The 22,557-nt window shown below is 39.9% G+C and carries 21 protein-coding genes and 1 other annotated feature; all 21 genes read right to left on the reverse strand.

Annotated elements, in window-relative coordinates; translation table 11 throughout:
• Window positions 1-12: 12 nt before the first annotated feature.
• Window positions 13-159 carry a hypothetical protein gene (locus LMF89_RS15340; RefSeq protein WP_229535857.1) on the reverse strand — a complete coding sequence of 49 codons (147 nt, stop codon included), beginning with the start codon at window positions 157-159 and terminating at the stop codon, window positions 13-15.
• Between the two features lie 18 nt (window positions 160-177).
• A complete protein-coding gene (mmdA, locus tag LMF89_RS15345) occupies window positions 178-1,707 on the reverse strand; it encodes a methylmalonyl-CoA decarboxylase subunit alpha (protein ID WP_229535858.1) in 1,530 nt (509 codons plus the stop codon).
• A gap of 95 nt (window positions 1,708-1,802) precedes the next feature.
• Window positions 1,803-2,210, reverse strand: coding sequence for a methylmalonyl-CoA epimerase (mce, locus tag LMF89_RS15350; protein ID WP_007959485.1), 408 nt, complete (start codon window positions 2,208-2,210; stop codon window positions 1,803-1,805).
• Window positions 2,211-2,230: 20 nt separating this feature from the next.
• Window positions 2,231-3,169, reverse strand: a complete 939-nt coding sequence (gene meaB, locus LMF89_RS15355) for a methylmalonyl Co-A mutase-associated GTPase MeaB (protein ID WP_007959487.1) — start codon at window positions 3,167-3,169, stop codon at window positions 2,231-2,233.
• Window positions 3,170-3,218: 49 nt separating this feature from the next.
• Window positions 3,219-3,611: a cobalamin B12-binding domain-containing protein gene (locus tag LMF89_RS15360; RefSeq protein WP_229535859.1), complete on the reverse strand. Its 393-nt coding sequence runs from the start codon at window positions 3,609-3,611 to the stop codon at window positions 3,219-3,221.
• Window positions 3,612-3,630: 19 nt separating this feature from the next.
• On the reverse strand, window positions 3,631-5,277 hold the full coding sequence (locus tag LMF89_RS15365; protein WP_229535860.1) for an acyl-CoA mutase large subunit family protein: 1,647 nt from the start codon (window positions 5,275-5,277) through the stop codon (window positions 3,631-3,633).
• Window positions 5,278-5,292: 15 nt separating this feature from the next.
• A complete protein-coding gene (gene scpC, locus LMF89_RS15370; RefSeq protein ID WP_229535861.1) occupies window positions 5,293-6,801 on the reverse strand; it encodes a succinyl-CoA:acetate CoA-transferase ScpC in 1,509 nt (502 codons plus the stop codon).
• Window positions 6,802-6,831: 30 nt separating this feature from the next.
• A complete protein-coding gene (locus LMF89_RS15375) occupies window positions 6,832-7,482 on the reverse strand; it encodes a redox-sensing transcriptional repressor Rex (protein ID WP_007957288.1) in 651 nt (216 codons plus the stop codon).
• Window positions 7,483-7,793: 311 nt separating this feature from the next.
• Window positions 7,794-9,056, reverse strand: a complete 1,263-nt coding sequence (locus tag LMF89_RS15380) for an O-antigen ligase family protein (protein WP_229535862.1) — start codon at window positions 9,054-9,056, stop codon at window positions 7,794-7,796.
• 113 nt (window positions 9,057-9,169) lie between these two features.
• Window positions 9,170-10,453, reverse strand: a complete 1,284-nt coding sequence (locus LMF89_RS15385) for a bifunctional folylpolyglutamate synthase/dihydrofolate synthase (RefSeq protein WP_229535863.1) — start codon at window positions 10,451-10,453, stop codon at window positions 9,170-9,172.
• 177 nt (window positions 10,454-10,630) lie between these two features.
• Window positions 10,631-13,309, reverse strand: coding sequence for a valine--tRNA ligase (locus tag LMF89_RS15390; RefSeq protein WP_229535864.1), 2,679 nt, complete (start codon window positions 13,307-13,309; stop codon window positions 10,631-10,633).
• A 91-nt stretch (window positions 13,310-13,400) separates the two neighbouring features.
• Window positions 13,401-13,637: a binding site (T-box leader), on the reverse strand.
• Window positions 13,638-13,753: 116 nt separating this feature from the next.
• Window positions 13,754-15,040 (reverse strand): ArsB/NhaD family transporter, encoded by a 1,287-nt coding sequence (locus LMF89_RS15395; protein ID WP_229535865.1) that lies wholly within the window; start codon window positions 15,038-15,040, stop codon window positions 13,754-13,756.
• Window positions 15,041-15,306: 266 nt separating this feature from the next.
• A complete protein-coding gene (locus tag LMF89_RS15400; RefSeq protein WP_229535866.1) occupies window positions 15,307-15,861 on the reverse strand; it encodes a 3'-5' exonuclease in 555 nt (184 codons plus the stop codon).
• A 190-nt stretch (window positions 15,862-16,051) separates the two neighbouring features.
• The gene (locus LMF89_RS15405; RefSeq protein ID WP_229535867.1) at window positions 16,052-16,555 is read right to left on the reverse strand and encodes a hypothetical protein; all 504 of its coding nucleotides are present in this window, start codon (window positions 16,553-16,555) and stop codon (window positions 16,052-16,054) included.
• A gap of 125 nt (window positions 16,556-16,680) precedes the next feature.
• Window positions 16,681-17,952 (reverse strand): SLC13 family permease, encoded by a 1,272-nt coding sequence (locus LMF89_RS15410; protein ID WP_229535868.1) that lies wholly within the window; start codon window positions 17,950-17,952, stop codon window positions 16,681-16,683.
• Window positions 17,953-18,123: 171 nt separating this feature from the next.
• Window positions 18,124-19,245, reverse strand: coding sequence for a sodium ion-translocating decarboxylase subunit beta (locus LMF89_RS15415; RefSeq protein ID WP_229535869.1), 1,122 nt, complete (start codon window positions 19,243-19,245; stop codon window positions 18,124-18,126).
• A 35-nt stretch (window positions 19,246-19,280) separates the two neighbouring features.
• Window positions 19,281-19,673, reverse strand: coding sequence for a biotin/lipoyl-containing protein (locus LMF89_RS15420; protein ID WP_229535870.1), 393 nt, complete (start codon window positions 19,671-19,673; stop codon window positions 19,281-19,283).
• 43 nt (window positions 19,674-19,716) lie between these two features.
• Window positions 19,717-20,073, reverse strand: a complete 357-nt coding sequence (locus LMF89_RS15425) for an OadG family protein (protein ID WP_229535871.1) — start codon at window positions 20,071-20,073, stop codon at window positions 19,717-19,719.
• Between the two features lie 50 nt (window positions 20,074-20,123).
• Complete coding sequence (gene mmdA, locus LMF89_RS15430) at window positions 20,124-21,653, reverse strand: methylmalonyl-CoA decarboxylase subunit alpha (RefSeq protein ID WP_229535872.1); 1,530 nt, start codon at window positions 21,651-21,653, stop codon at window positions 20,124-20,126.
• Window positions 21,654-21,686: 33 nt separating this feature from the next.
• Entirely contained in the window at window positions 21,687-22,094 is a 408-nt protein-coding gene (gene mce, locus LMF89_RS15435; protein ID WP_229535873.1) for a methylmalonyl-CoA epimerase, read from the reverse strand.
• A 63-nt stretch (window positions 22,095-22,157) separates the two neighbouring features.
• Window positions 22,158-22,550 carry a cobalamin B12-binding domain-containing protein gene (locus LMF89_RS15440; protein WP_229535859.1) on the reverse strand — a complete coding sequence of 131 codons (393 nt, stop codon included), beginning with the start codon at window positions 22,548-22,550 and terminating at the stop codon, window positions 22,158-22,160.
• Window positions 22,551-22,557 lie beyond the last annotated feature (7 nt).

Genomic DNA, 22,557 nt, shown 5'->3' on the forward strand with positions numbered 1-22,557 from the left:
AATATGCTTGTTTTATGCGTTTTTGCGACCAGCAATAGACCATTCATTACTACTACGTATAATTTTTACAGCCTGAAAACCTGTGCCCAACATTTCATAAATAGCCGCAGTAATAACTGCTACTACTTCTGGGGAAACACCTTTTGCATCTATCTTCATACTATTCCACACCTTCCTTTATAGAGGAATGTTGCCATGTTTCTTTTGTGGCCGTTGTTCGCGCTTGCTAGCCAGCATACTTAAAGCAGTGATGATACGAGGCCTAGTTTCTTTTGGTTCAATAACCTGATCAACGAAACCACGTTCTGCCGCTTTATATGGAGTGGCAAATTCTGCTATATATTGTTCAGTCTTGGCTTTAACGTCTGGATCGCCACGGAATATTATGTTTGCTGCACCGGCAGGTCCCATAACAGCAATCTCAGATGTTGGCCAAGCCATGACCTGATCCGCACCCAAATCTTGTGAACACATTGCTAAGTAAGAACCACCATAAGCTTTACGAGTAATTACTGTCACTTTTGGCACTGTTGCTTCTGAATAAGCATACAGCATTTTGGCACCATGACGAATAATTCCACCATATTCTTGACTAACACCTGGTAAGAATCCTGGAACGTCAACTAAGTTGACCAAAGGAATATTAAAGGCGTCACAAAAACGAATAAAGCGAGCAGACTTATCAGATGCATCCACATCTAAGCAACCTGCCATTACTGACGGCTGGTTAGCAATAATGCCTACTGTTTGACCATCGAAACGAGCAAAGCAAGTAAGAATATTTCTTGCAAAATATGGCTGTACTTCATAGAAATCACCATTATCAACAATGGCAGAAATAATATCTTTCATGTTATAAGGTTGATTTGGATTATCAGGTAACAGCGTATTTAAAGACTCTTCCATACGATTTACATCATCTGTATTTAAGACGACTGGAGATCCTTCTAGGTTATTACCAGGCAAGAAGCTCATCAAACAACGGATTTGCTCTAAGCAATCCTCATCATTTTCCGCAACAAAATGAGCTACCCCGGAGGTTGTATTGTGAGTCATAGCCCCACCCAACGCTTCAGCTGTAACTTCTTCCGCCGTAACAGACTTAATTACTTGCGGACCAGTAATAAACATTTGACTGGTGTTCTTAACCATATAAATGAAATCAGTCAGAGCTGGAGAATACACTGCACCACCAGCGCATGGTCCCATAATAACTGAAATCTGAGGAATTACCCCTGAAGCCAGTGTATTATTATAGAATATTTTACCATAGCCGGCGAGTGCATCTACTGCTTCTTGGATACGTGCTCCGCCTGAATCATTAATACCAATGATAGGAGCCCCCATTTTCAAGGCTAACTGTTGTACTTTAACAATTTTAGCAGCATGCATTTCACCTAACGATCCACCTACTACAGTAAAATCTTGAGCAAATACATACACTAAACGTCCTTCAATTGTTCCATAGCCAGTAACAACGCCTTCAGCAGGAGCATTTACGGAAGCCATATCAAAATTTACACAGCGATGAGTAACAAACTGATCCAATTCAACAAACGTATTAGGATCTAATAGTTTTTCTACACGCTCACGAGCAGTTAACTTGCCAGTAGCATGTTGCTTATCGATCCGCTTTTGACCGCCGCCTAATTTGATTTTTTCCTGCCTTGCTTTTAAATCTTCAATCTTCTCTTGGACTGTAGCCATTTTACACCTCCAACAACATTCAAATATCACATATAGTAAGACTATATAATTCGCAATATTTTCTAATTGTATACATTATATAACTCTATCAACTCTTATTTACGTTCTGATAACTCAAGTAAAATGCCGCCAGTCGCTTTAGGATGAACAAAAGCAATTGAGGCCCCGCCTGCACCGTAACGAGGTACTTCATCAATCATACGTACGCCTTTTGCTTTCAAATCAGCAATCGCAGCTTCGATATTATCCACACGCAAAGCAAGATGCTGTATACCTTCACCATTCTTGTCAATATATTTAGCAATAGGACCATCTGGTGAAGTGGATTCTAAAAGCTCAATCTCACTATCTCCACAAGGATAGAAACAAACTTTCACTTTCTGTTGTTCTACAGTTTCCTCGCCTGCTGCTTCCATACCAAGTACTTCGCTATAAAACTTCTTAGCCTGTTCTAGATCTTTTACGGCAATACCAATATGGTCTACCTTTAATGTTTTAAACATAGTTAATCCTCCTTTTTCAATTATCGTAAAATAGTTGTCATTATGTCGCCAACAACAGCATACGGATTTTTTTCGCGTTTTTCTACACTGATTACCAACTCATCGAATTTTCCATAATCCGAAAGCTGTTTTCGCACATATCTTCCAACCTGCTCATCAAGCATCGCTAACAATTCACTTTTGGTACGATTGGTGCGACGGTTGACAAATTGACCCGATTCTTTTGAGTGAACAATCTGCTTTTCAATCGCTTCAGCTAACTCGTTTATACCTTCACCACGATTTGCTATAACACGTTGAATCGGTGGACGCCACTCTATTTTATCCTGATTTAAGTCTAGCATCATTTCTAGCTCGGTGTGAAGGCGGTCAACCCCCTCATGATCTGCCTTATTAATGGCAAAAACATCACCAATTTCTAATATACCGGCTTTAATTGCCTGAATATCATCACCTAAACCAGGTACTAATACTACTAAAGTAGTATCAGCGGTTTTGACAATATCGACTTCTGACTGCCCTACACCAACGGTTTCAACAAGAACCACATCAAAACCGAAAGCATCTAAAATCTTAATCGCTTCCGATGTCTTACGGGATAAACCACCCAAACTCCCTCTAGTACCCATACTGCGAATGAAAACACCTTGATCCAAGGTTAGTTCATTCATGCGAATACGGTCACCTAAGATAGCTCCACCTGAAAAGGGGCTTGTAGGATCAATTGCGATAATACCTACGGTTTTCCCTTGGCGGCGATATTCTTTAGCTAGTTTATCCGTTAATGTACTCTTTCCTGCGCCTGGTGGTCCAGTAATACCAATAATATGAGCATTACCAGTATGTGAATATAACGTTTGCATAATCGATACTGCATCATCATATTCATTCTCCACAGCCGTGATAGCCCTGGACAGGGCTAATCGAGAACCTTTTAATAATTCATCTGCAATATTCATTGGTTACACCACCTTATGCTACTGTAACACAGCCTAGGCTATATTATTTTTATTTCACATTTTCCTTGATGTAGTCAATGATAGTAGTTGTTGATGTACCTGGCGTAAACACTTCGGATATACCAGCTGCTTTAAGAACAGGTATATCAGCATCAGGAATAACTCCACCACCAATTATTAATACATCCGTCATACCCTTTTCATGGATTAACTCAACAATACGTGGGAACAAGTGATTGTGAGCACCAGATAATAAACTTAAGGCAATTACATTTACGTCTTCTTGCAACGCAGCTTCTGCTATTTGCTCGGGAGTTTGACGCAAGCCCGTATAAATAACCTCAAAGCCAGCATCACGCAAAGCGCGAGCTACTACTTTCGCTCCCCGATCATGTCCATCTAAACCAGGTTTTGCAACTAATACTCTAACACGTTTTTCCATCGTTATTCCTCCTATCCTCTTACAGTGTTGCATGCGCTTGGTATTCACCAAAAACTTTACGCATTACGCCACAAATTTCACCAAGTGTTGCATAGGTTTTTACTGCTTCCAAGATGATTGGCATCAAATTAACGCTGTCATCACCGCAAGCTGCTTCTAGTTTTGCTAAAGCCGCAGTTACAGCAGCATTATCTCGTTTTGCTCTTAGATCAGCAAGCTTTTTCTTTTGCAATTCACCTACAGAAGCATCTACACGCAAGAGGCCTTCTACTGGTTTTTCTTCAATTTGGAATTTGTTCACACCAACAATCACTCGATCGTTGTTTTCTACTTCTTTTTGCCATTTATAAGCACTGTCTTGAATTTCTCGTTGGATATAACCTTCTTCAATCGCAACAACAGCACCGCCGATGTCATCAATTTTCTGAATGTATTTCAATGCTTCTGCTTCGATTTGGTTGGTCATCGCTTCTACATAGTAAGAACCAGCTAAAGGATCTACTACATCTGCTAAACCACTTTCATAGGCTACAATCTGCTGGGTACGAAGAGCAACACGTACGGAAGCTTCCGTTGGCAATGCCAATGCTTCATCTTTAGAGTTTGTGTGTAAGGACTGAGTACCACCCATAACGGCTGCTGCGGTCTGCAAGGCAACACGTACTACATTGTTATCAGGCTGTTGCGCAGTTAGCATGGATCCTGCTGTTTGTGTATGTACACGAAGCATCCAGGATTTAGGATTTTTAGCACCAAAGCGTTCTTTCATGATTTTAGCCCATACACGACGAGAAGCACGGAATTTTGCTACTTCTTCTAATACATTATTGTGAGCATTCCAGAAGAAGGATAAACGACCAGCAAAGGCATCTACATCAAGTCCAGCTTTAATTGCGGCTTCGCAGTACGCAATACCATCTGCAATGGTGAAAGCAATTTCTTGCGCTGCAGTTGAACCAGCTTCACGAATGTGATAACCAGAGATGGAAATGGTATTCCAGTTCGGTACATTCTTTGAACAATATTCAAATATATTGGTAATCAAACGCATGGAAGGCTTTGGAGGGAAAATGTAAGTACCGCGAGCTGCATACTCTTTCAAAATATCATTTTGAATGGTACCATTTAATTTTTCTGGTCCAATGCCATTTTTCTCAGCTACTGCAATATACATCGCAAGAAGTACAGATGCTGGTGCATTAATGGTCATCGAAGTGGATACTTTGGCCAAATCGATTTGGTCAAACAAAATTTCCATATCTGCCAAAGAGTCAATGGCTACCCCTACTTTACCGACTTCACCTTCGGAAATGATATCATCAGAGTCATATCCGATTTGAGTAGGTAAGTCAAAGGCGCAAGATAGACCTGTACCACCGGATTCTAAGAGGTAACGATACCGTTTGTTAGATTCTTCAGCTGTTGAGAAGCCAGCATACATACGCATAGTCCAGAAACGACCGCGATACATAGTCGGCTGCACACCACGAGTAAATGGATAGGATCCTGGTACTCCTAAATCTTTTTCATAATCTTGACCCTCAAGGTCTAGTGGAGTATACAATCGGTTATACTCCAGGTTTTTACGTTCTGGGAATTTGGCACTTGCTTTTTCTACTTTGGCAGTATACTCTGCCACTTTTAATTTTAAGCTTTCATTATCCATACTAATAATCCTCCTTTACTGCTTCTTCATGGTGCCGGTCTCTATAAACCGGGTATGCCATGAAAGTGCTTCTGTTAAAATATGTGGTGTTTGTGCGTATTTGGTCGCTTTTTCGGCTCTTTCCAGATAATCCATCAGCATAGGCTTATAGTCCGGATGAGCACAATTTTCTATAATTACCCGCGCCCGTTCTTTGGGACTAAGTCCACGGACGTCGGCCACACCCAATTCAGTTACAAATATATCAACATCATGTTCTGTATGATCCACATGAGAAACCATCGGAACAATGGATGAAATGGCTCCATTTTTGGCAGTGGAGGTACTAAAGAAGCAGGTTAGATACGCATTACGAGCAAAATCTCCTGAACCGCCTATACCATTCATCATTTTTGTACCCATGATATGGGTCGAATTCACATTTCCATAAATATCAAGCTCAATGGCTGTATTCATGGCAATAACACCAATCCTTCTGGCAATTTCAGGACTATTTGCTATTTCCTGAGGACGCAGCATCATGATTTTACGATAGGTATCAATATTTTTGTAGAATCGTTCTAATCCAGCAGGAGATGGGGAGAACGAAGTACCAGAAGCAGATTTTAACTTGCCAGCATCCGCTAAATCCAACATTCCATCTTGAATGACTTCAGTGTAAACTTCTAAATCTGTAAAATCAGATTCAGCAAAGCCGCTTACTACTGCATTGGCAACGGAACCTACACCCGATTGCAGCGGTAAGAGTCCTTTTGGCATGCGTCCAGCTTTTATATCTTTTTTCAAAAAGTCAATAAAAAGTGCGCTCATAGCTCTAGCATCATCATCAATGGCTGCTAAATCACGAACATCATCCCGAATATCACATGGAACGATGTAGGTTATTTTATCAAGACCGCATGGAATATAATTGGTTCCAATACGATCATCGGCCTTAACAATCGGAATTGGCAGACGATGAGGAGGATCTAGTGGAATATATACATCATGCATTCCTTCTAAGGCTAAGGGCTGGCTTGTATTGACTTCCACTATCACAATGTCGGCACTTTGCACAAAGGAGGCAGAGTTGCCCATGGATGTGGTCGGTATAATATGTCCTTCTTCGGTAATGGCACACGCTTCAATAATCGCTACATCCACCTTACCACCTAAAAATCCATATCGAGACATTTGAGCTGTGTGACTCAAATGTAAATCGCAGTATTTTACGCCACCTGAATTTAAGGATTTGCGAACCTCATTATTGGTCTGATAGGGTAATCGTTTATTAATCCCATTTACAGCGGCTAACGCACCATCTAATTCTTTTCCTACGGATGCACCAGTCCAAAGGTTAATTTGGAAATGTTCTTTTTTGATTCGTTCAGCTAATGCCAACGGTACGGCTTTTGGATAACCAGATGGCGTAAATCCACTGGTTCCGATGTTCATTCCAGGCTTAATAACTGTCGCTGCTTCTTCGGCGCTCACGATTTTGGCATGAAGCGCTTTATTACGCACACGATCTTTGATATCAATCATTTTAACACTTTCCTCCATACATTTGAGTGATTAATTTGTTGGTGTCTGGCGGGCTAAGTAAAAGGATAAGCTACTTAATCCTACTGACAAGTCTTCATTGATAACTCGAACAGCTTCAGGCACCTTAATTTTTCTCGGGGCAAAATTCCATATGCCCCGTACTCCAGCAGCAACTAATTGATCAGCTACTTCCTGAGCATACATTTCGGGCACGGCAATAATGCCAATGTGAATTGTCCTTTCCTCCATCACCTCTTTTAAGCGGTCTAAATGAAAGACCTCTGTACCTTTTATACATTGCCCAATTTTATTGGGATCAACATCAAACATAGCTACTAAATTGAAACCTAGCGAATCAAAATTACGGTAATTAGCCAATGCCCAGCCTAAGTGTCCTACACCCACCACAGCAATATGCCAATTGTAATCAAGTCCTAAGATTTCTCCTATATTGCGAATGAGTTCACTCACATAATAGCCAACACCCTTTTTACCAAATTGACCAAAAGAAGCTAAATCTTTACGAATTTGTTCCGGAGTCACTCCTAGACGTTGCCCCAGCTCCTCAGAAGAAATAATCTCCATACCTTCTTCCTGACTTAGCCTCAAGGTCCGAAAATACAATGGTAAACGATCTATCGTAGCCTTGGAAATGGAAATTTTGTCTTTACTGTCTTTCAACCCAGAATCCTCCCTCGAATGTAAGTGGCGAATGAGCAGTTAACATTCTTTTCTCTATTTTCTCTCATTTCTCTAGTATGTACAATTTCTCACATAAACTAAAAAATCCTGCCTCTTATTAAGATATTATTTTATTTTTATTTAAATTTTTTAATTATTTTCAACATATTCTTACTTCTTATGCCAAAAATACATTTTAACTCCTTCTATTCTATGTAATATGCAATTAACGCATAAACCGCATTCTTAAAGGCTTTGTTTCCCTTGATAGCAAAAATAGAGCACAATGGCTCTATTTTTTGTAACAATACCTATATTACTTTTTTCAATCGATAATTCTGATCTTGCCGCTGAGAATTTTGCTGCCACACTACTACAATGAGTGCATTCAGCAACCAAAACAACATGGATAGCTGTATATTAAACATTACATAATCCGTAAATCCATTTACAATCAGACCAAATATCGCTCCCACAATTCCTAACATAATTCCGGATGACCATCGAATAGACTCTCTTACTGAAGATAAGGCTAAACGCAAGTGTCCACACATGATCGTTAAGAAAGTAATCAAACCTGGAATACCAATTTCAGCAGCAATATTTAAATACATATTATGAGCATGAAAAATCTTAGTATTCGGATTATTTATGAAAAAATCATAGTCGGGATATACCATCCAATAGGCTCCCCAACCAATGCCTAGAAATGGCTTATTCACAATCATAGCGATTGTGCTTTCCCATAGAGCCAGCCGCAGCGTTGATGAAGTATCGGTAGGATTCATAATTGACATAAGTCGCTCTAGTAATGCATCATGAGCAAAAAATGCAATAACAGGCAATAACAACAGTAGCCAAAATACTTTACGATTGCACAACATACCATACATAGCCACAATGGCTAATACACTAAGCCAGGCACCTCGCGAATAGGTAAGAAGTAAACATCCCCCAAACATGATTACTAACACAGAATATACTATTTTATACTTATTCTCCTGCGCTTTATATCCCATACCTGAAGCAATCGCCATCATGGTAACTAAAAACCCAGCCAACAAATTAGGATTTTCCAGAGTAGAAAAAATTCGCATCTTTAGATCTGGAAACTGCTCTCCATCTACCCACTCAAGAGCTGAGAGGGTAGCCCCAAAAAAATATTGATAAAAGCCATACATAGCAACCACTACCGCTGATGCTAACATACTCCATATAAGCCGCTTTACTTGACTGCTAGAACGCATATTATTGACAACCAAATAGTAAAGTAATAGGTATCGTCCCATTAAGTTGTAATAGTTATAAAAACTAAAGTCTCTATCAGGAGATGCCAAAATAGAAGCAGCTGATAATAGAACTAACAAGGCTATACCAGCATCGAAGGGGGTCGCCTTAAAATCCAGTTTTTGTAGAACTATGATCTTTCCCAGCCATAATAAAGCACCCAGACCTAGAAAGATACTGCTCCATTTGAGGGACAATGGCAAAAAAAAGGTCACCGCCAGTATGCAGTGCTCAATCAAATATTCTAAAAAATACTGAGTATGGGTAGTTCTATATGTTATATACATAAATTCACCCGTCTAATAGCACTTACCATTTAGTATTTTCTACGTACTCATACTATTTAGTAACTGCCAAATTCAATACCATTTTTAATTATAGCTAAGAAAGAGTCATTTGTCTAGCTACATATTATTTTTCGAACGGCACCAATTAGATATAAGGAACCCGCAACACAGAGAATATCTTCTTCACCGGCTAATAATTTGGCACGTTTTACCCCCTCCTCAATTGAAGAGGCGACTTCTACATGTTCAGCCTTTATTTCCCGGGCAACTATTTCTGGTTTTCCTGCTCTTTCAGACATAGGGGCCACAACGACTACTTTATCTTGCGATCGTATTAATGTCGTAACCATAGTCTTCACATCTTTATCTTGTAAAATTCCTAACAAGAAAACTATTTTTTTCCCTTTACAAAATCGATCTAAATTTTCCCGCAGTGCTCTTATTCCATCAGGATTATGTGCACCATCAATAATCACAGTAGGTCTTCCAGGCATTACCTCAAACCGTCCAGGCCATCGTACTGTTAGTAGTCCCTTTTCGATTGCAGATAGATCAATACGTTTTTCATTTTTTCCCAGAACCATTGCAGTCATAACTGCTACTGCACAATTATCGACTTGATGTCCACCCAGAAGATTAACAAGAAAGGGAACTGCTTTTCTTTCGGTTCCAACCGCTACCACTATTCTTTGACATTCCCCTTCCATTTCAAGAAATGTTGCTGAAAAATCTTCTCTGTATACGTAACAAGTCGCTGCGCTTTTTTGTGAGATATTTTTTATAACATCTAAAGCTTCTCCTTGGGCACCTGTAATCACCGGGACATTTTTTTTAATAATTCCTGATTTATGATGGGCAATTTCCCTTACGGTGTTGCCACATTTATCTGTATGGTCCAAAGTAACGTTGGTAATCACTGATATTTCAGGCATAATCACATTAGTTGAATCTAAAAGCCCGCCCAAACCAACTTCAATGACAGCATACTCCACGCCGCAGGCTGCAAAATAATAAAACGCAGCTGCCGTTAGCACTTCAAATTCAGTCGGATGACCTAATTCTTGTGCTACTATTTTACCCATAAATCTACTTGTATACGCAATAGCCTCTCCAAATTCATCAGGAGCAATTTCTTTTCCATTCACAATCATACGTTCTGTATACGCAGATAAATGCGGCGATGTATACATACCTGTGTTTATTCCTGAAGCCCTTAGAATGGATGCTAACATTGCTGTCGTTGATCCTTTGCCATTAGTACCTGCTACATGAATGGTTTTAAATTTTCTTTCAGGATGGTCCATTAATTCTAATAGTTTTTCAATTCTAGCTAAACCTAAATTAATTCCAAACTTAGTTAGATTAGCTAAATAGGTTAGGGATTCTTCATATGTCATTGTTTTCACACCTTCCGAAATAAACTGACAAAGTAGAGAAAAATAATGGAACCACAAAAGTACAAAGGACACAAAGGAAACTATAATTAACTCTACATACCTACTTTATATGCCTTATATCGACACTTACCTTTGTGGTTCACAAATCATACCACTATATTTATTACCTTATACTCTCTACAGCGTAGCCAAATAAGCCAAGCGTTCCCGAATTGCTGTTTGCTTTTCTTGATACTCTTCTGCTTTTGCTTTTTCTTTTGCAATCACTTCTGCTGGAGCCTTCGCTACAAAACCTTCATTGGAAAGCTTTCCATCAATACGAGCAATTTCTTTCCCTAATGTTGTTAATTCTTTATTTAATCGAAGAGATTCTTTTTCTATATCAATTAAACCTTTTAATGGCAGGTAAATTTCCACACCACTCACTACTGCAGTCATCGCATTATCTGGTTTGGCGTCATCGGCTCCTAACAATTGGACCGACTCTGCTGAAGCCAGAGTTTTTATATACTGTAAATTACTTGCAAACACCTGCTGAAATTCACTAGCTGTAATTTGCAAAATAACTTCACTCTTTTTCCCTGGTGGCACGTTCACTTCCGCTCTCATATTACGAATTGACTTAATGGTTTCCATCATTATAACCATCTGTTGTTCCGTATCTTCATTAATGAGTGTTGCTGAACTGTCAGTAGGCCAATCAGCTACCATGATGCTCTGTCCGTCATGAGGCAAGTGCTGCCAAATACTTTCTGTAATAAATGGCATAAATGGATGCAATAGTTTTAACGTATTTTCTAATACATACCATAAGACATACTGAGCAGTATTCCGAGCCTCGACTGCTTCCTTGTTGTACAATCTGGCTTTTGCCATTTCAATGTACCAGTCGCAATATTCATTCCAAATAAATTCATATAACAGACGAGCTGCTTCTCCTAATTCAAAGCGTTCTAAATTACGAGTTACCTCACTCACCGTCTTAGCGCAACGACTTAAGATCCATTTATCTGCTAATGTAAAATAATCCTCCTTCTTGGCTGTGGCACCATAACTTGCTAATTGTTCCACAGTGGTTACATCTTCTAAATTCATCAATACAAAGCGAGATGCATTCCAAAGCTTATTGGCAAAATTACGACTAGACTCTACCCGCTCCCAATAAAAACGCATATCATTTCCCGGCGTATTACCAGTCACTAATGTAAAACGCAGAGTATCTGCACCATTTTTGTCAATAACCTCTAGTGGATCAATCCCATTTCCTAAGGATTTACTCATTTTACGTCCTTGTGAGTCACGCACCAAACCATGAATAAATACATGTTTAAAAGGAATTTCCTTCTTAAATTCTAAACCCATCATAATCATTCTGGCTACCCAGAAGAAAATAATATCATAACCAGTTACCAGTACACTTGTAGGATAAAACTGCTCTAATTCTTCTGTATCTTCTGGCCATCCCATGGTAGAAAAAGGCCATAAGCCGGAACTAAACCAAGTATCTAATACATCCTCATCTTGTTCTATACGATGACTACCACATTTAGGGCATGCAGTAACTGCTTCACGGGCTACAATGGTTTCACCACATTCACAATACCAAGCTGGAATACGATGTCCCCACCAAAGCTGGCGAGAAATACACCAATCCCGAATATTCTCCATCCAATTAATATAGGTTTTAGTAAATCGTTCAGGCACAAACTGAATGGCACCTGTTGTCACAGCCTCAATCGCTGGTTCTGCTAATGACTGAATTTTAACAAACCACTGCTTAGATACTAATGGTTCTACAACAGTAGTACAACGCTGACAATGCCCTACAGCATGCATATGGTCATCCACTTTTACCAAAGAGCCTATTTCATCTAAGTCAGCAACCAATATTTTACGACACTCATAACGATCCAGCCCTGCATATTTACCAGTATCCGCTGCCATTGTACCATCGTTAGCAATTACAACGATTTGGGGTAAATTATGACGCAGCCCCATTTCAAAATCATTCGGATCATGAGCAGGCGTAATCTTAACAGCACCTGTACCAAAAGCAGGATCTACATATTCATCTGCAATAACTGGAATCAGTCGTCCTACTAAAGGCAATACTAATTGTTTCCCAATTAAATCACGATAACGAGCATCTTCTGGATTCACAGCTACTGCTGTATCACCCAACATGGTTTCTGGCCGAGTCGTAGCCACCGTCACATATTCCCCTTGGCTTCCCTTTACCAGATAACGAACATGATATAAATTCCCTGGTTTTTCTTCATGTTCTACTTCAATATCGCTAAGTGCAGTATTACAACGAGGACACCAATTGGTAATGCGGTTGCCCTGATAAATAAGTCCCTTCTCGTATAATGAGACAAAAACCTCACGCACTGCTTCAGAGCAGCCTTCATCCATGGTAAAGCGCTCTCTTTGCCAATCACAAGAAGCACCTAAACTTTTTAATTGTTTAATAATCCGATCCCCATACTGCTCTTTCCATTCCCAAACTTTTTCGATAAACTTCTCACGCCCCAGATCGTGGCGAGAGCTGCCTTCTTTAACCAACATTTCTTCTACTTTTATTTGCGTAGCAATACCAGCATGGTCGGTTCCTGGCATCCACAAGGTATTGTAGCCTTGCATACGGCGAAAACGAATTAGAATGTCCTGCAAGGCATTGTCTAAAGCATGGCCCATATGTAACTGCCCAGTTACATTAGGCGGGGGAATCACAATGCTAAAAGGTTTTTTGTCCTTATTTACTTCCTCATGAAAGAAACCATTATCTTCCCAATATTTATACCACTTTTCTTCCACTGCCTGTGGGTCATACACAGTTGGAATATTCTTTTCCATCTAGAGATCCTCCTACCATTTTAATATTTAGGCGTCCTTTTAACCACAGAAGCACTAAAAACACTGAAAAAATAGAAAAGCTCTTTCATCCTAAAAGGACGAAAGAGCATACTTTCGTGGTACCACCTTGTTTCTTTGAGATAACTCTACTCTTTAGAATCACTCAAACTCCGACGCCATAACGGGGCATACCGACTGCACCTACTATCAGTTCAATGCAATAGCTCCAGGACTACCTTCCGCTATCCCACTTCCGAGAGATCTTTCAGCCACGGATCTCCTCTCTATACGGCGGCAATAACGTACTCCTTCCTATCATAGCCTCTAAAAATATATACTATATACTATACCCATAGTATATAGTATTTGTCAAGAATACATACAAGATTCTATACTCTAGAAAATAAATATCTAGTCAATTAGCAGCTTATCTCATGCCTATAGTTATCCAAGATACCTTAAATAAATATAGATACTAGAAATCACAATTGATAGTATCATTAAAGGAAATGCCACTTTAAAGTATTTCATGAAAGAAATGCTATGACCATTTTGTGCGGCTAGCCCCACAACTATTACATTAGCGCTAGCTCCAATTAACGTTCCATTTCCTCCTAAACAAGCTCCCAGGGCTAAACTCCACCAGAGAGGTTCAAGATTAGCAACGCCCATGGTTCCCATTTCTTTGATAAGGGGAATCATCGTAGCCACAAAAGGAATATTATCAACAAAAGCCGAAGCAATAGCACTCAGCCACAAGATCACCATTGCAGTAGCCACGGAATTACCTGCCGTTAATTTCATTAGATCTTGGGCTAATACGGAAATAATACCCGTCTCGACTAACCCAGAGACCAGGATAAACAAGCCAACGAAGAAGAAAATCGTTAACCATTCGATTTTGTGAAAAATTCTTTCCAGTTCATGCTCCGATTGGGCATAAGTCATCACTAATAATAGTACTGCTCCGGAAAGGGCAACCGTAGCCGACTCTAAATGAAGAACCTGATGGAAGCAGAAAGCACCGATAGTAATTGAAAGTACAAACAACGATTTTTTAAGCAGAGGAATATCTTGAAGTTGCTTTTTCTCATCCAGTTCCATTACTTTCGTTTTAAGTTCTTCCGTAGTCTTCAAACGATTGCGATAAATAAGCACCAATATCCCTAAGGTAATAATCAGAATGAAGCATGAAATCAATGCTAAATTATTAACAAATGCTGCAAATGTTAACTCTTTCACGGCACTGCCAATCATAATATTCGGAGGATCACCAATCAGGGTTGCCGTACCGCCAATATTTGACGATATAATTTCTGTGATTAAATAAGGTATTGGCGGAACTTTCAGCTGAGCTGTTATGCTAAAAATAACAGGAGTCATTAAAAGCACCGTTGTTACATTATCTAAAAGTGCCGAACTTACAGCAGTTAAAACAGCAAGAGAAACTAAGAGTTTCACAGGATCAGCATTCACTTTTTTAGCTGCCCATATTGCTAAATAATTAAATAAGCCTGTTTGACTAACAATCGAGACCATAATCATCATCCCGATTAAAAGACCAATCGTATTGAAATCAATATGATGAAACGCGGTTTCTTGATTAATTACCTGAAATAGAATTAATAAAACAGCCCCTCCCAAAGCAGTAACAGTACGATGGATCTTTTCTGAAATAATTAAGGCATATGCCACTAAAAAAACGATAACCGCAATAAGTGATTTTTCCATATAACGTCTCCTCTTATCTCCTCGTATTTGATAATTATCCTATAAATTTATTCATTGCAATTTTGTTCCAATCATTAAATTCAACCCCTTTTCTCCCTTAGTCTTCCCCAAAAATGCAAAAAGAAGCCTATCGGGTGACAGACTCCTCCATAAACGTTCCCATATGTATTTGTTCCAAGTATATATTAGCACCATATAAATAACGATATCAGGCTACGTAAACTAAAAACATTTTACCACAAGATTACTTTTCATGTCCATTACACTCACATAAAATCTTTTACCGAAAGCTTTAGCAAATGCATCAGCTGCAAAAAATTATTCGCTTTTAATTCCTGCCCGGCAAGCAGAGCGATTTGAGCACAAGTTCGAGCATCATGCAAAGCATTATGATGATCAAAATCAATCCGAAAACGCTGAGCCAAGGTATTTAACTTATAGTTTTCTCCACCTGGCCATGCTTTTTTGGCAATTTGAACCGTACAAGCATGCTTAAACGCAGGAACAGGTAAAGAATATTCTCGTAAGATACTTCGTAATACACTAATATCAAAGGTCGCATTGTGAGCGACCACGATCTTATTTTCAAGATGCGGCCGGATTCTTTCCCACAGTTGATCAAAGGTGGGTTTATTTACTACCTGCTCTGGATATATACCATGAACCTGTATATTCCGAAAATCAAACTTTAGCACAGGTGGCCGAATTAACGAATAAGCCGAGCGCACAATCTGTCCATTTTCTACTGTTACAGCCGCCATACTACATACACTCGCTCGGCTGGCATTGGCCGTTTCAAAATCAATTGCAACAAAATCCATTATCCTTTGGCGCTAGTTGCGCACTGCTCCTCTCTATAATAAAATATAGCTACTAAAATAGTATACTTTGTAGTATATCATTATCTCCGTAAAGTTCACAGTCTAAATTCTTCTTCGCATCAAAAAATAGATGTAAGAATGCCTCACTTTTCCGAGCCATTCTTACATCCAAGTTAGTGATTCTATTGGTTTACATGGTTTCATATATCTTCGGTCGCAAGGTCTTCAGCTTATTCATAAATGTATCGCTGATTTTAAGGAGCAAACCACAGGGTTTTTCTTTTTCAGAAAATGTCAAAATTCGAGTAGTTCTGCCATCAGCAGCAGAATAGCGATGAATAAGACGGCTTACACCCTTACGTTTAAAGATGCTTCCTTTATATTGACTACAATTATATTGATTACAATAGCTCTCCAGAGAGTCCAAGTTGACTGTAAACGTGCGAGAAGCATAGAGGAATTGACTTGTAATGATTAGCTCTTGATTGGTTAGCACATAGGTATAGCGTACAGCATAACGCCACAGTAATAATCCACAAAACAAACCAATATAGGCTATACCAAGGAAACTGGGTTTCCCTGCAATATATGATTGAACCTCAATTCCCATCCATATGATAAGTGCAATGACAGATAAACCCATCCAGAAAAGCTTCTCTTTACAAAATTGTGATGTTTCTTGATATTTTACCATAATACCTCCTGTGTTCCAGTCTTTTAGAATGCAAGACCCTTATTCAAGAAAACTCTTACTATTATCATATCGTAAATACAATCAAGGGAGCAAGTATCTTCTTGCCCCCTCGATAAAAGATTATCTTATTTCGGAAAAAATGGCCATACAATCGGAATAATAATAATGGAAACGATAAAGCAGACAAGAACAAGACCGCTCCCAGCTTTCACATAGTCCATAAATTTATATCCACCAGGACCGAGCACCAGCGTATTCGGCGGAGTTCCAACAGGAGTGGCAAAAGCGCAGGATGCAGCAACAGCAATCGCCATCAATACAGCATGGGGACTGGCCCCAATTCCTTTGGCAATGGAAATACCAATCGGTGCTAACAAAGCAGTTGAAGCAGTATTAGACATAAATTGGGTCAATCCGCAAGAAAGAATAAAGAGACTTGCAGTCACTACCATCGGTGATGGACTCCCCCCCATCGCATTCACAACAATATCCGCTATCATCTTGCCAGCCCCACTCTTTTCCATAGCAGCAGCAATCGGCATCATACCTGCAAAGAGAAAAATAGTTACCCAGTCAATACTATGATAGGCTTGTTTTTCCTTTAAGCAGCCCGTAAGCACAGCAAGAATCGCCCCAATTATGGCAGCAATCTCAAGAGGTATTGATTTAAGATCAAGTCCCATAACAATCACTACAGCAAGCAAGATGATACCCGAAATCCACATCTTTTTAGGATCATTCACACTCACTTCAATCTCTTGTTCAATTTCTTGATCCGTTGAAATTTCCATTTTCGGTAACAAATGTTTCCCGATAAACATCATGTATAACATACCAGCAATCGTAAGCGGAATACCGATCCAAGCAAATTCGAAGAAACCAAAAGGCTCAAAACCGGCAGCTTTTAACGCACCAGCCGCAATAATATTAGGCGGTGTACCAACAAGAGTTATAATGCCTCCTAAGCCAGCAGCAAATGCCAGAGGCATAAGCTGACGAGAAGCTGAAATCTTAGCCACAGCGCAGATACCAATAATGACAGGCATAAGTGCTGCTGTTGTGCCTGTATTGGAGCTAACAGCCGATAGAACTGCAGTAATAAGCATCACAGCAATCATCAAACCATTTTCACTCTTACCGGCATATTTCACGACGGTTTCTCCCATTTTTTGAGCGAGACCTGTGTGAAACATAGAACCGCCAATCACAAACATACCTGCAAATAGAATAACTGTGGAGTTAGAAAGCCCCGAGAATACTTGAGTTATAGGAATGACCCCCAGAATACCTAAGGCAATGGCTCCACCCATAGCTGCAATAGCCAAAGGTATCGCCTCTGTAACAAATAATAAAGCTACAATTCCCAACACAATAAGTGTTATTATCGCTGGCGACATATAAATCTCCTCCTATTTACAACAAACTCTCATTAAACTTTTATATTTGTATATCTAGATTCCATAGTACATCACTCTTCATAAATACGGCTTTATTCACGGATTAGCTCTAGCGAATAGTTTGAACCATGATTCAGATGAAGTAAAACTTCATCTGAATCCATTTTTATATTATTTGAGCATCGCCAGCATGGTACCAGCTGCAACAGCAGTACCAATTACACCAGCTACGTTGGGTCCCATGGCATGCATTAATAGATAGTTTCCTGGATTGGATTGCTGACCAACCACCTGACTAACACGGGCAGCCATTGGCACTGCGGATACACCCGCCGATCCGATAAGTGGGTTAACCTTACCACCGCTGAAAAAGTTCATAACCTTGCCAAAGATAACACCGCCAGCAGTCCCAGCAGCAAAAGCAATCAGTCCCAGAGCAATGATCATCAGTGTCTGATAATTTAAGAAATTCTCAGCCTTCATTGTCAAACCAGTACCTGTTGCCAAGAAAATAGTAACAATGTTGATCAACGCATTTTGGGCCGTATCGGAAAGTCGATCTGTAACACCCGATTCGCGAAATAGATTTCCTAGCATCAGCATTCCCATAAGAGATGCAATCGGAGGCAGTAATAAGCTGATAATGATCGTCGTGACTACCGGAAAGGCTAGTTTCTCAAACTTGGAAACAGGACGTAATTGATCCATGACAATTTCCCGTTCTTTTTTAGTAGTCAGCAATTTCATAATTGGCGGTTGAATCAAAGGAACCAACGACATATAAGAGTAGGCCGCAACTGCTATGGCGCCAAGCAGATGAGGAGCCAACTTGATGGACAGGTATATGGCAGTAGGACCATCCGCGCCGCCAATAATACCAATAGCGGCTGCTTCTTTCACATTAAAACCAAGGGCCATTGCACCCATTAATGCAACAAAAACACCGACTTGGGCTGCAGCACCTAGTAAAAGTACAGAAGGACGAGCAATGAGAGGACCAAAGTCAGTCATCGCACCCACCCCTAAGAAAATAAGGGGCGGAAAGATCTCATGAGAAATACCAAAGCTAATGAGCTGCATCAAACCAGGATCTGTTTCAAAGCCTGTTTTCGGAAAGTTCGCCAGAATGCAACCAAAAGCAATAGGAGACAAGAGAAGGGGTTCAAACCCTTTCGCAAAAGCTAAATATAGTAAAATCACACCAACAACAATCATAATCGCATTGCCAGTTGTAAAAGCAGTAAAACCACTATCAGACCATACTGCCTGTAAAGAGACAATAAATGCATCCATTATTTTTCCTCCAATCTTCCTAATTGTTTATCAAATTAGCCAAGAACAGCCAAAACATCTCCAGTGGACACGGTTTGCCCAACTGCTGCGTTAACTTTAGAAACCTTTCCATCCTGATTTGCCATAATTTCATTCTGCATTTTCATGGCTTCCAGAATAAAAATGACTTGACCACGTTTTACAGAATCCCCTGCTTTTATATTTACAGCCAAAATCTTACCTGGCATTGGCGCAATTACGGTTTGCGCACCAGCAGGAACCGCAGCGGGAGCAGCCTTCGGTGCTGGAGCTTGGGCCGCCACTGGCGCAGGAGCGGATGGTGGAACGGGCGAGGATGCAGCCTTCTTTCCAGTAGAAGCTGCACCGCTGATTTCTTCTACGTCTAACTCATATACTTGTCCTTTAAATGTAATTTGAAACTTTTTCATTTCTTAATCCCCCTTAAATTTCGATATATTTTATTTGCTACAATTAAAACATTTGATTACGAGAATTTACCGTTTCCATACGGGCAGCTTGAGACCAAGTATTGTTACTGACTGGTCTGATAGCAACAACTTTTGCACCTTTATATCCATATGCCGCAATGGCTGCCGTAAATAAAATTATCATTTCATCATAATCTTCTTGTGGCAGATTTACAGGAGCGATGGTTGATACCGCTTTTTCTGTAACATTAGTTTCCTCTTGCGCTACCTTTTTTTTTTGCGTAGGGTCAATCACTTTAATTAATCTGACAACTAAGCTTAATCCATACAGAACACAAAATACTACGGTCAAATTGATTAGAGCTATTAAGACTGGATTGGTTGTAATTGGCTGACTCATTAACTTCACCTCTTCTTGTAATATCGCTTCCTCTACTTTTTATCCAAAAATTACACTGGGAAATTACCATGACGCTTGGCAGGACGGCCTTCACGTTTAGAAGCCAACATACTAAATGTGCTGATTAGTATGGGACGTGTTTCTTGAGGCTCAATCACCATGTCAACAAATCCACGTTTGGCAGCTTGATAAGGAGTAGCAAAGTTTTTTACATACTCATCTGTTTTCGTTTTAATATCCGGATCTTTCTTAAAAATAATATTGGCTGCACCTGCAGGTCCCATAACAGCAATTTCAGCAGTTGGCCATGCAATGACCTGATCTGCCCCCAGATCCCGGGAACACATAGCCAGATAGGAACCGCCGTAAGCTTTGCGAACAACAAGGGTTACTTTCGGTACGGTAGCTTCGGAGTAAGCATACAGCATCTTAGCACCATGACGAATAATACCGCCATATTCCTGATTCGTCCCAGGCAAAAAGCCAGGAACATCAACAAGGTTGAGTAAAGGAATATTGAACGCATCGCAAAAGCGAATGAATCGAGAAGATTTATCTGAAGCATTAATATCCAGGCACCCTGCCATTACTTTTGGCTGATTTGCAATAATACCTATGGTTTGACCATCCAAACGAGCAAAAGCCGTAATCAGATTGGCTGCATAGTAAGGCTGCACTTCGTAAAAATCCCCATTGTCTACAATCTTAGTAATGATTTCTTTCATATCATAGGATTGATTGGAATGATCAGGAATGATTGTATTCAACTCTTCTTCTGTGCGAGAAGGATCGTCACTACACTCTACAATCGGTGATCCATCTAAATTATTGCTAGGAAGAAAACTGATAAGCCTACGGATTTGCTCTAAGCAATCGGTGTCATTTTCTGCAATGAAATGAGCGACTCCCGATGTAGCATTATGAGTCATGGCTCCACCAAGTTCTTCTGCTGTTACTTCCTCACCAGTTACGGTTTTTATAACCTGTGGCCCGGTAATAAACATCTGACTGGTATTTCTCACCATATAGATAAAATCAGTTAAAGCAGGAGAATACACTGCACCGCCTGCGCAAGGCCCCATAATCACTGAAATTTGCGGAATAACGCCAGAAGCCAAGGTATTTTGATAAAAGATTTTTCCGTAGCCTGATAATGCATCTACCGCTTCTTGAATCCGAGCACCGCCCGAATCATTAATCCCAATGATTGGAACCCCCATCTTCATCGCCAGTTCTTGCACTTTACAAATTTTCGCTGCATGCATTTCACCTAGAGAGCCGCCAATTACTGTAAAATCTTGAGCAAATACATAGACGAGTCGATTGTCGATGGTACCATAACCTGTTACAACACCTTCACCTGGAGCTTCTTCTTTCTCCATGCCAAAGTTAGTGCAGCGATGCTCGACAAACTGATCCAGCTCTATAAAAGAGCCTTCATCAAGCAAAATGGTAATGCGTTCACGGGCAGTTAATTTACCTTTAGCATGCTGACTATCAATCCGTTTTTGACCGCCACCCATTTTGATCTTTTTCTGACGTTGTTTTAACTCCTGTATTTTTTCCTTAACTGTTGTCATATTGCACCTCCATAAATTACCACTTTTAAAAGATTATTTACGTTCTGATAGCTCAAGCAAAATCCCGCCGGTTGCTTTCGGATGGACAAAGGCAATCGAAGCTCCCCCTGCACCATAGCGAGGTGATTCATCAATCATGCGCACGCCTTTTGCTTTCAATTCAGCAATTGCAGCTTCAATATTTTCCACACGCAAGGCAAGATGCTGTATCCCCTCACCATTCTTATCAATATATTTAGCAATAGGACCATCAGGTGAAGTCGATTCCAAAAGTTCAATTTCGCTGTCACCGCAAGGATAAAAACAAACTTTTACCTTTTGCTGTTCTACGGTCTCTTCCCCTAATGCTTCCATTCCAAGGACTTGGCTATAAAACTTTTTAGCCTGTTCTAAATCTTTTACGGCAATGCCAATATGATCAACCTTCAATGTTTTAAACATATATATATATCCTCCAATATTCAATTATTCTTCAATCCCTCTTTCGATAGAGCAGATTTTTCTCTATTTCACATTTTCCTTGATGTAGTCAATGATAGTAGTTGTTGATGTACCTGGCGTAAACACTTCGGATATACCAGCTGCTTTAAGAACAGGTATATCAGCATCAGGAATAACTCCACCACCAATTATTAATACATCCGTCATACCCTTTTCATGGATTAACTCAACAATACGTGGGAACAAGTGATTGTGAGCACCAGATAATAAACTTAAGGCAATTACATTTACGTCTTCTTGCAACGCAGCTTCTGCTATTTGCTCGGGAGTTTGACGCAAGCCCGTATAAATAACCTCAAAGCCAGCATCACGCAAAGCGCGAGCTACTACTTTCGCTCCCCGATCATGTCCATCTAAACCAGGTTTTGCAACTAATACTCTAACACGTTTTTCCATCGTTATT

This window comes from Pelosinus baikalensis, from assembly GCF_020819555.1.
Lineage (GTDB): Bacteria > Bacillota > Negativicutes > DSM-13327 > DSM-13327 > Pelosinus > Pelosinus baikalensis.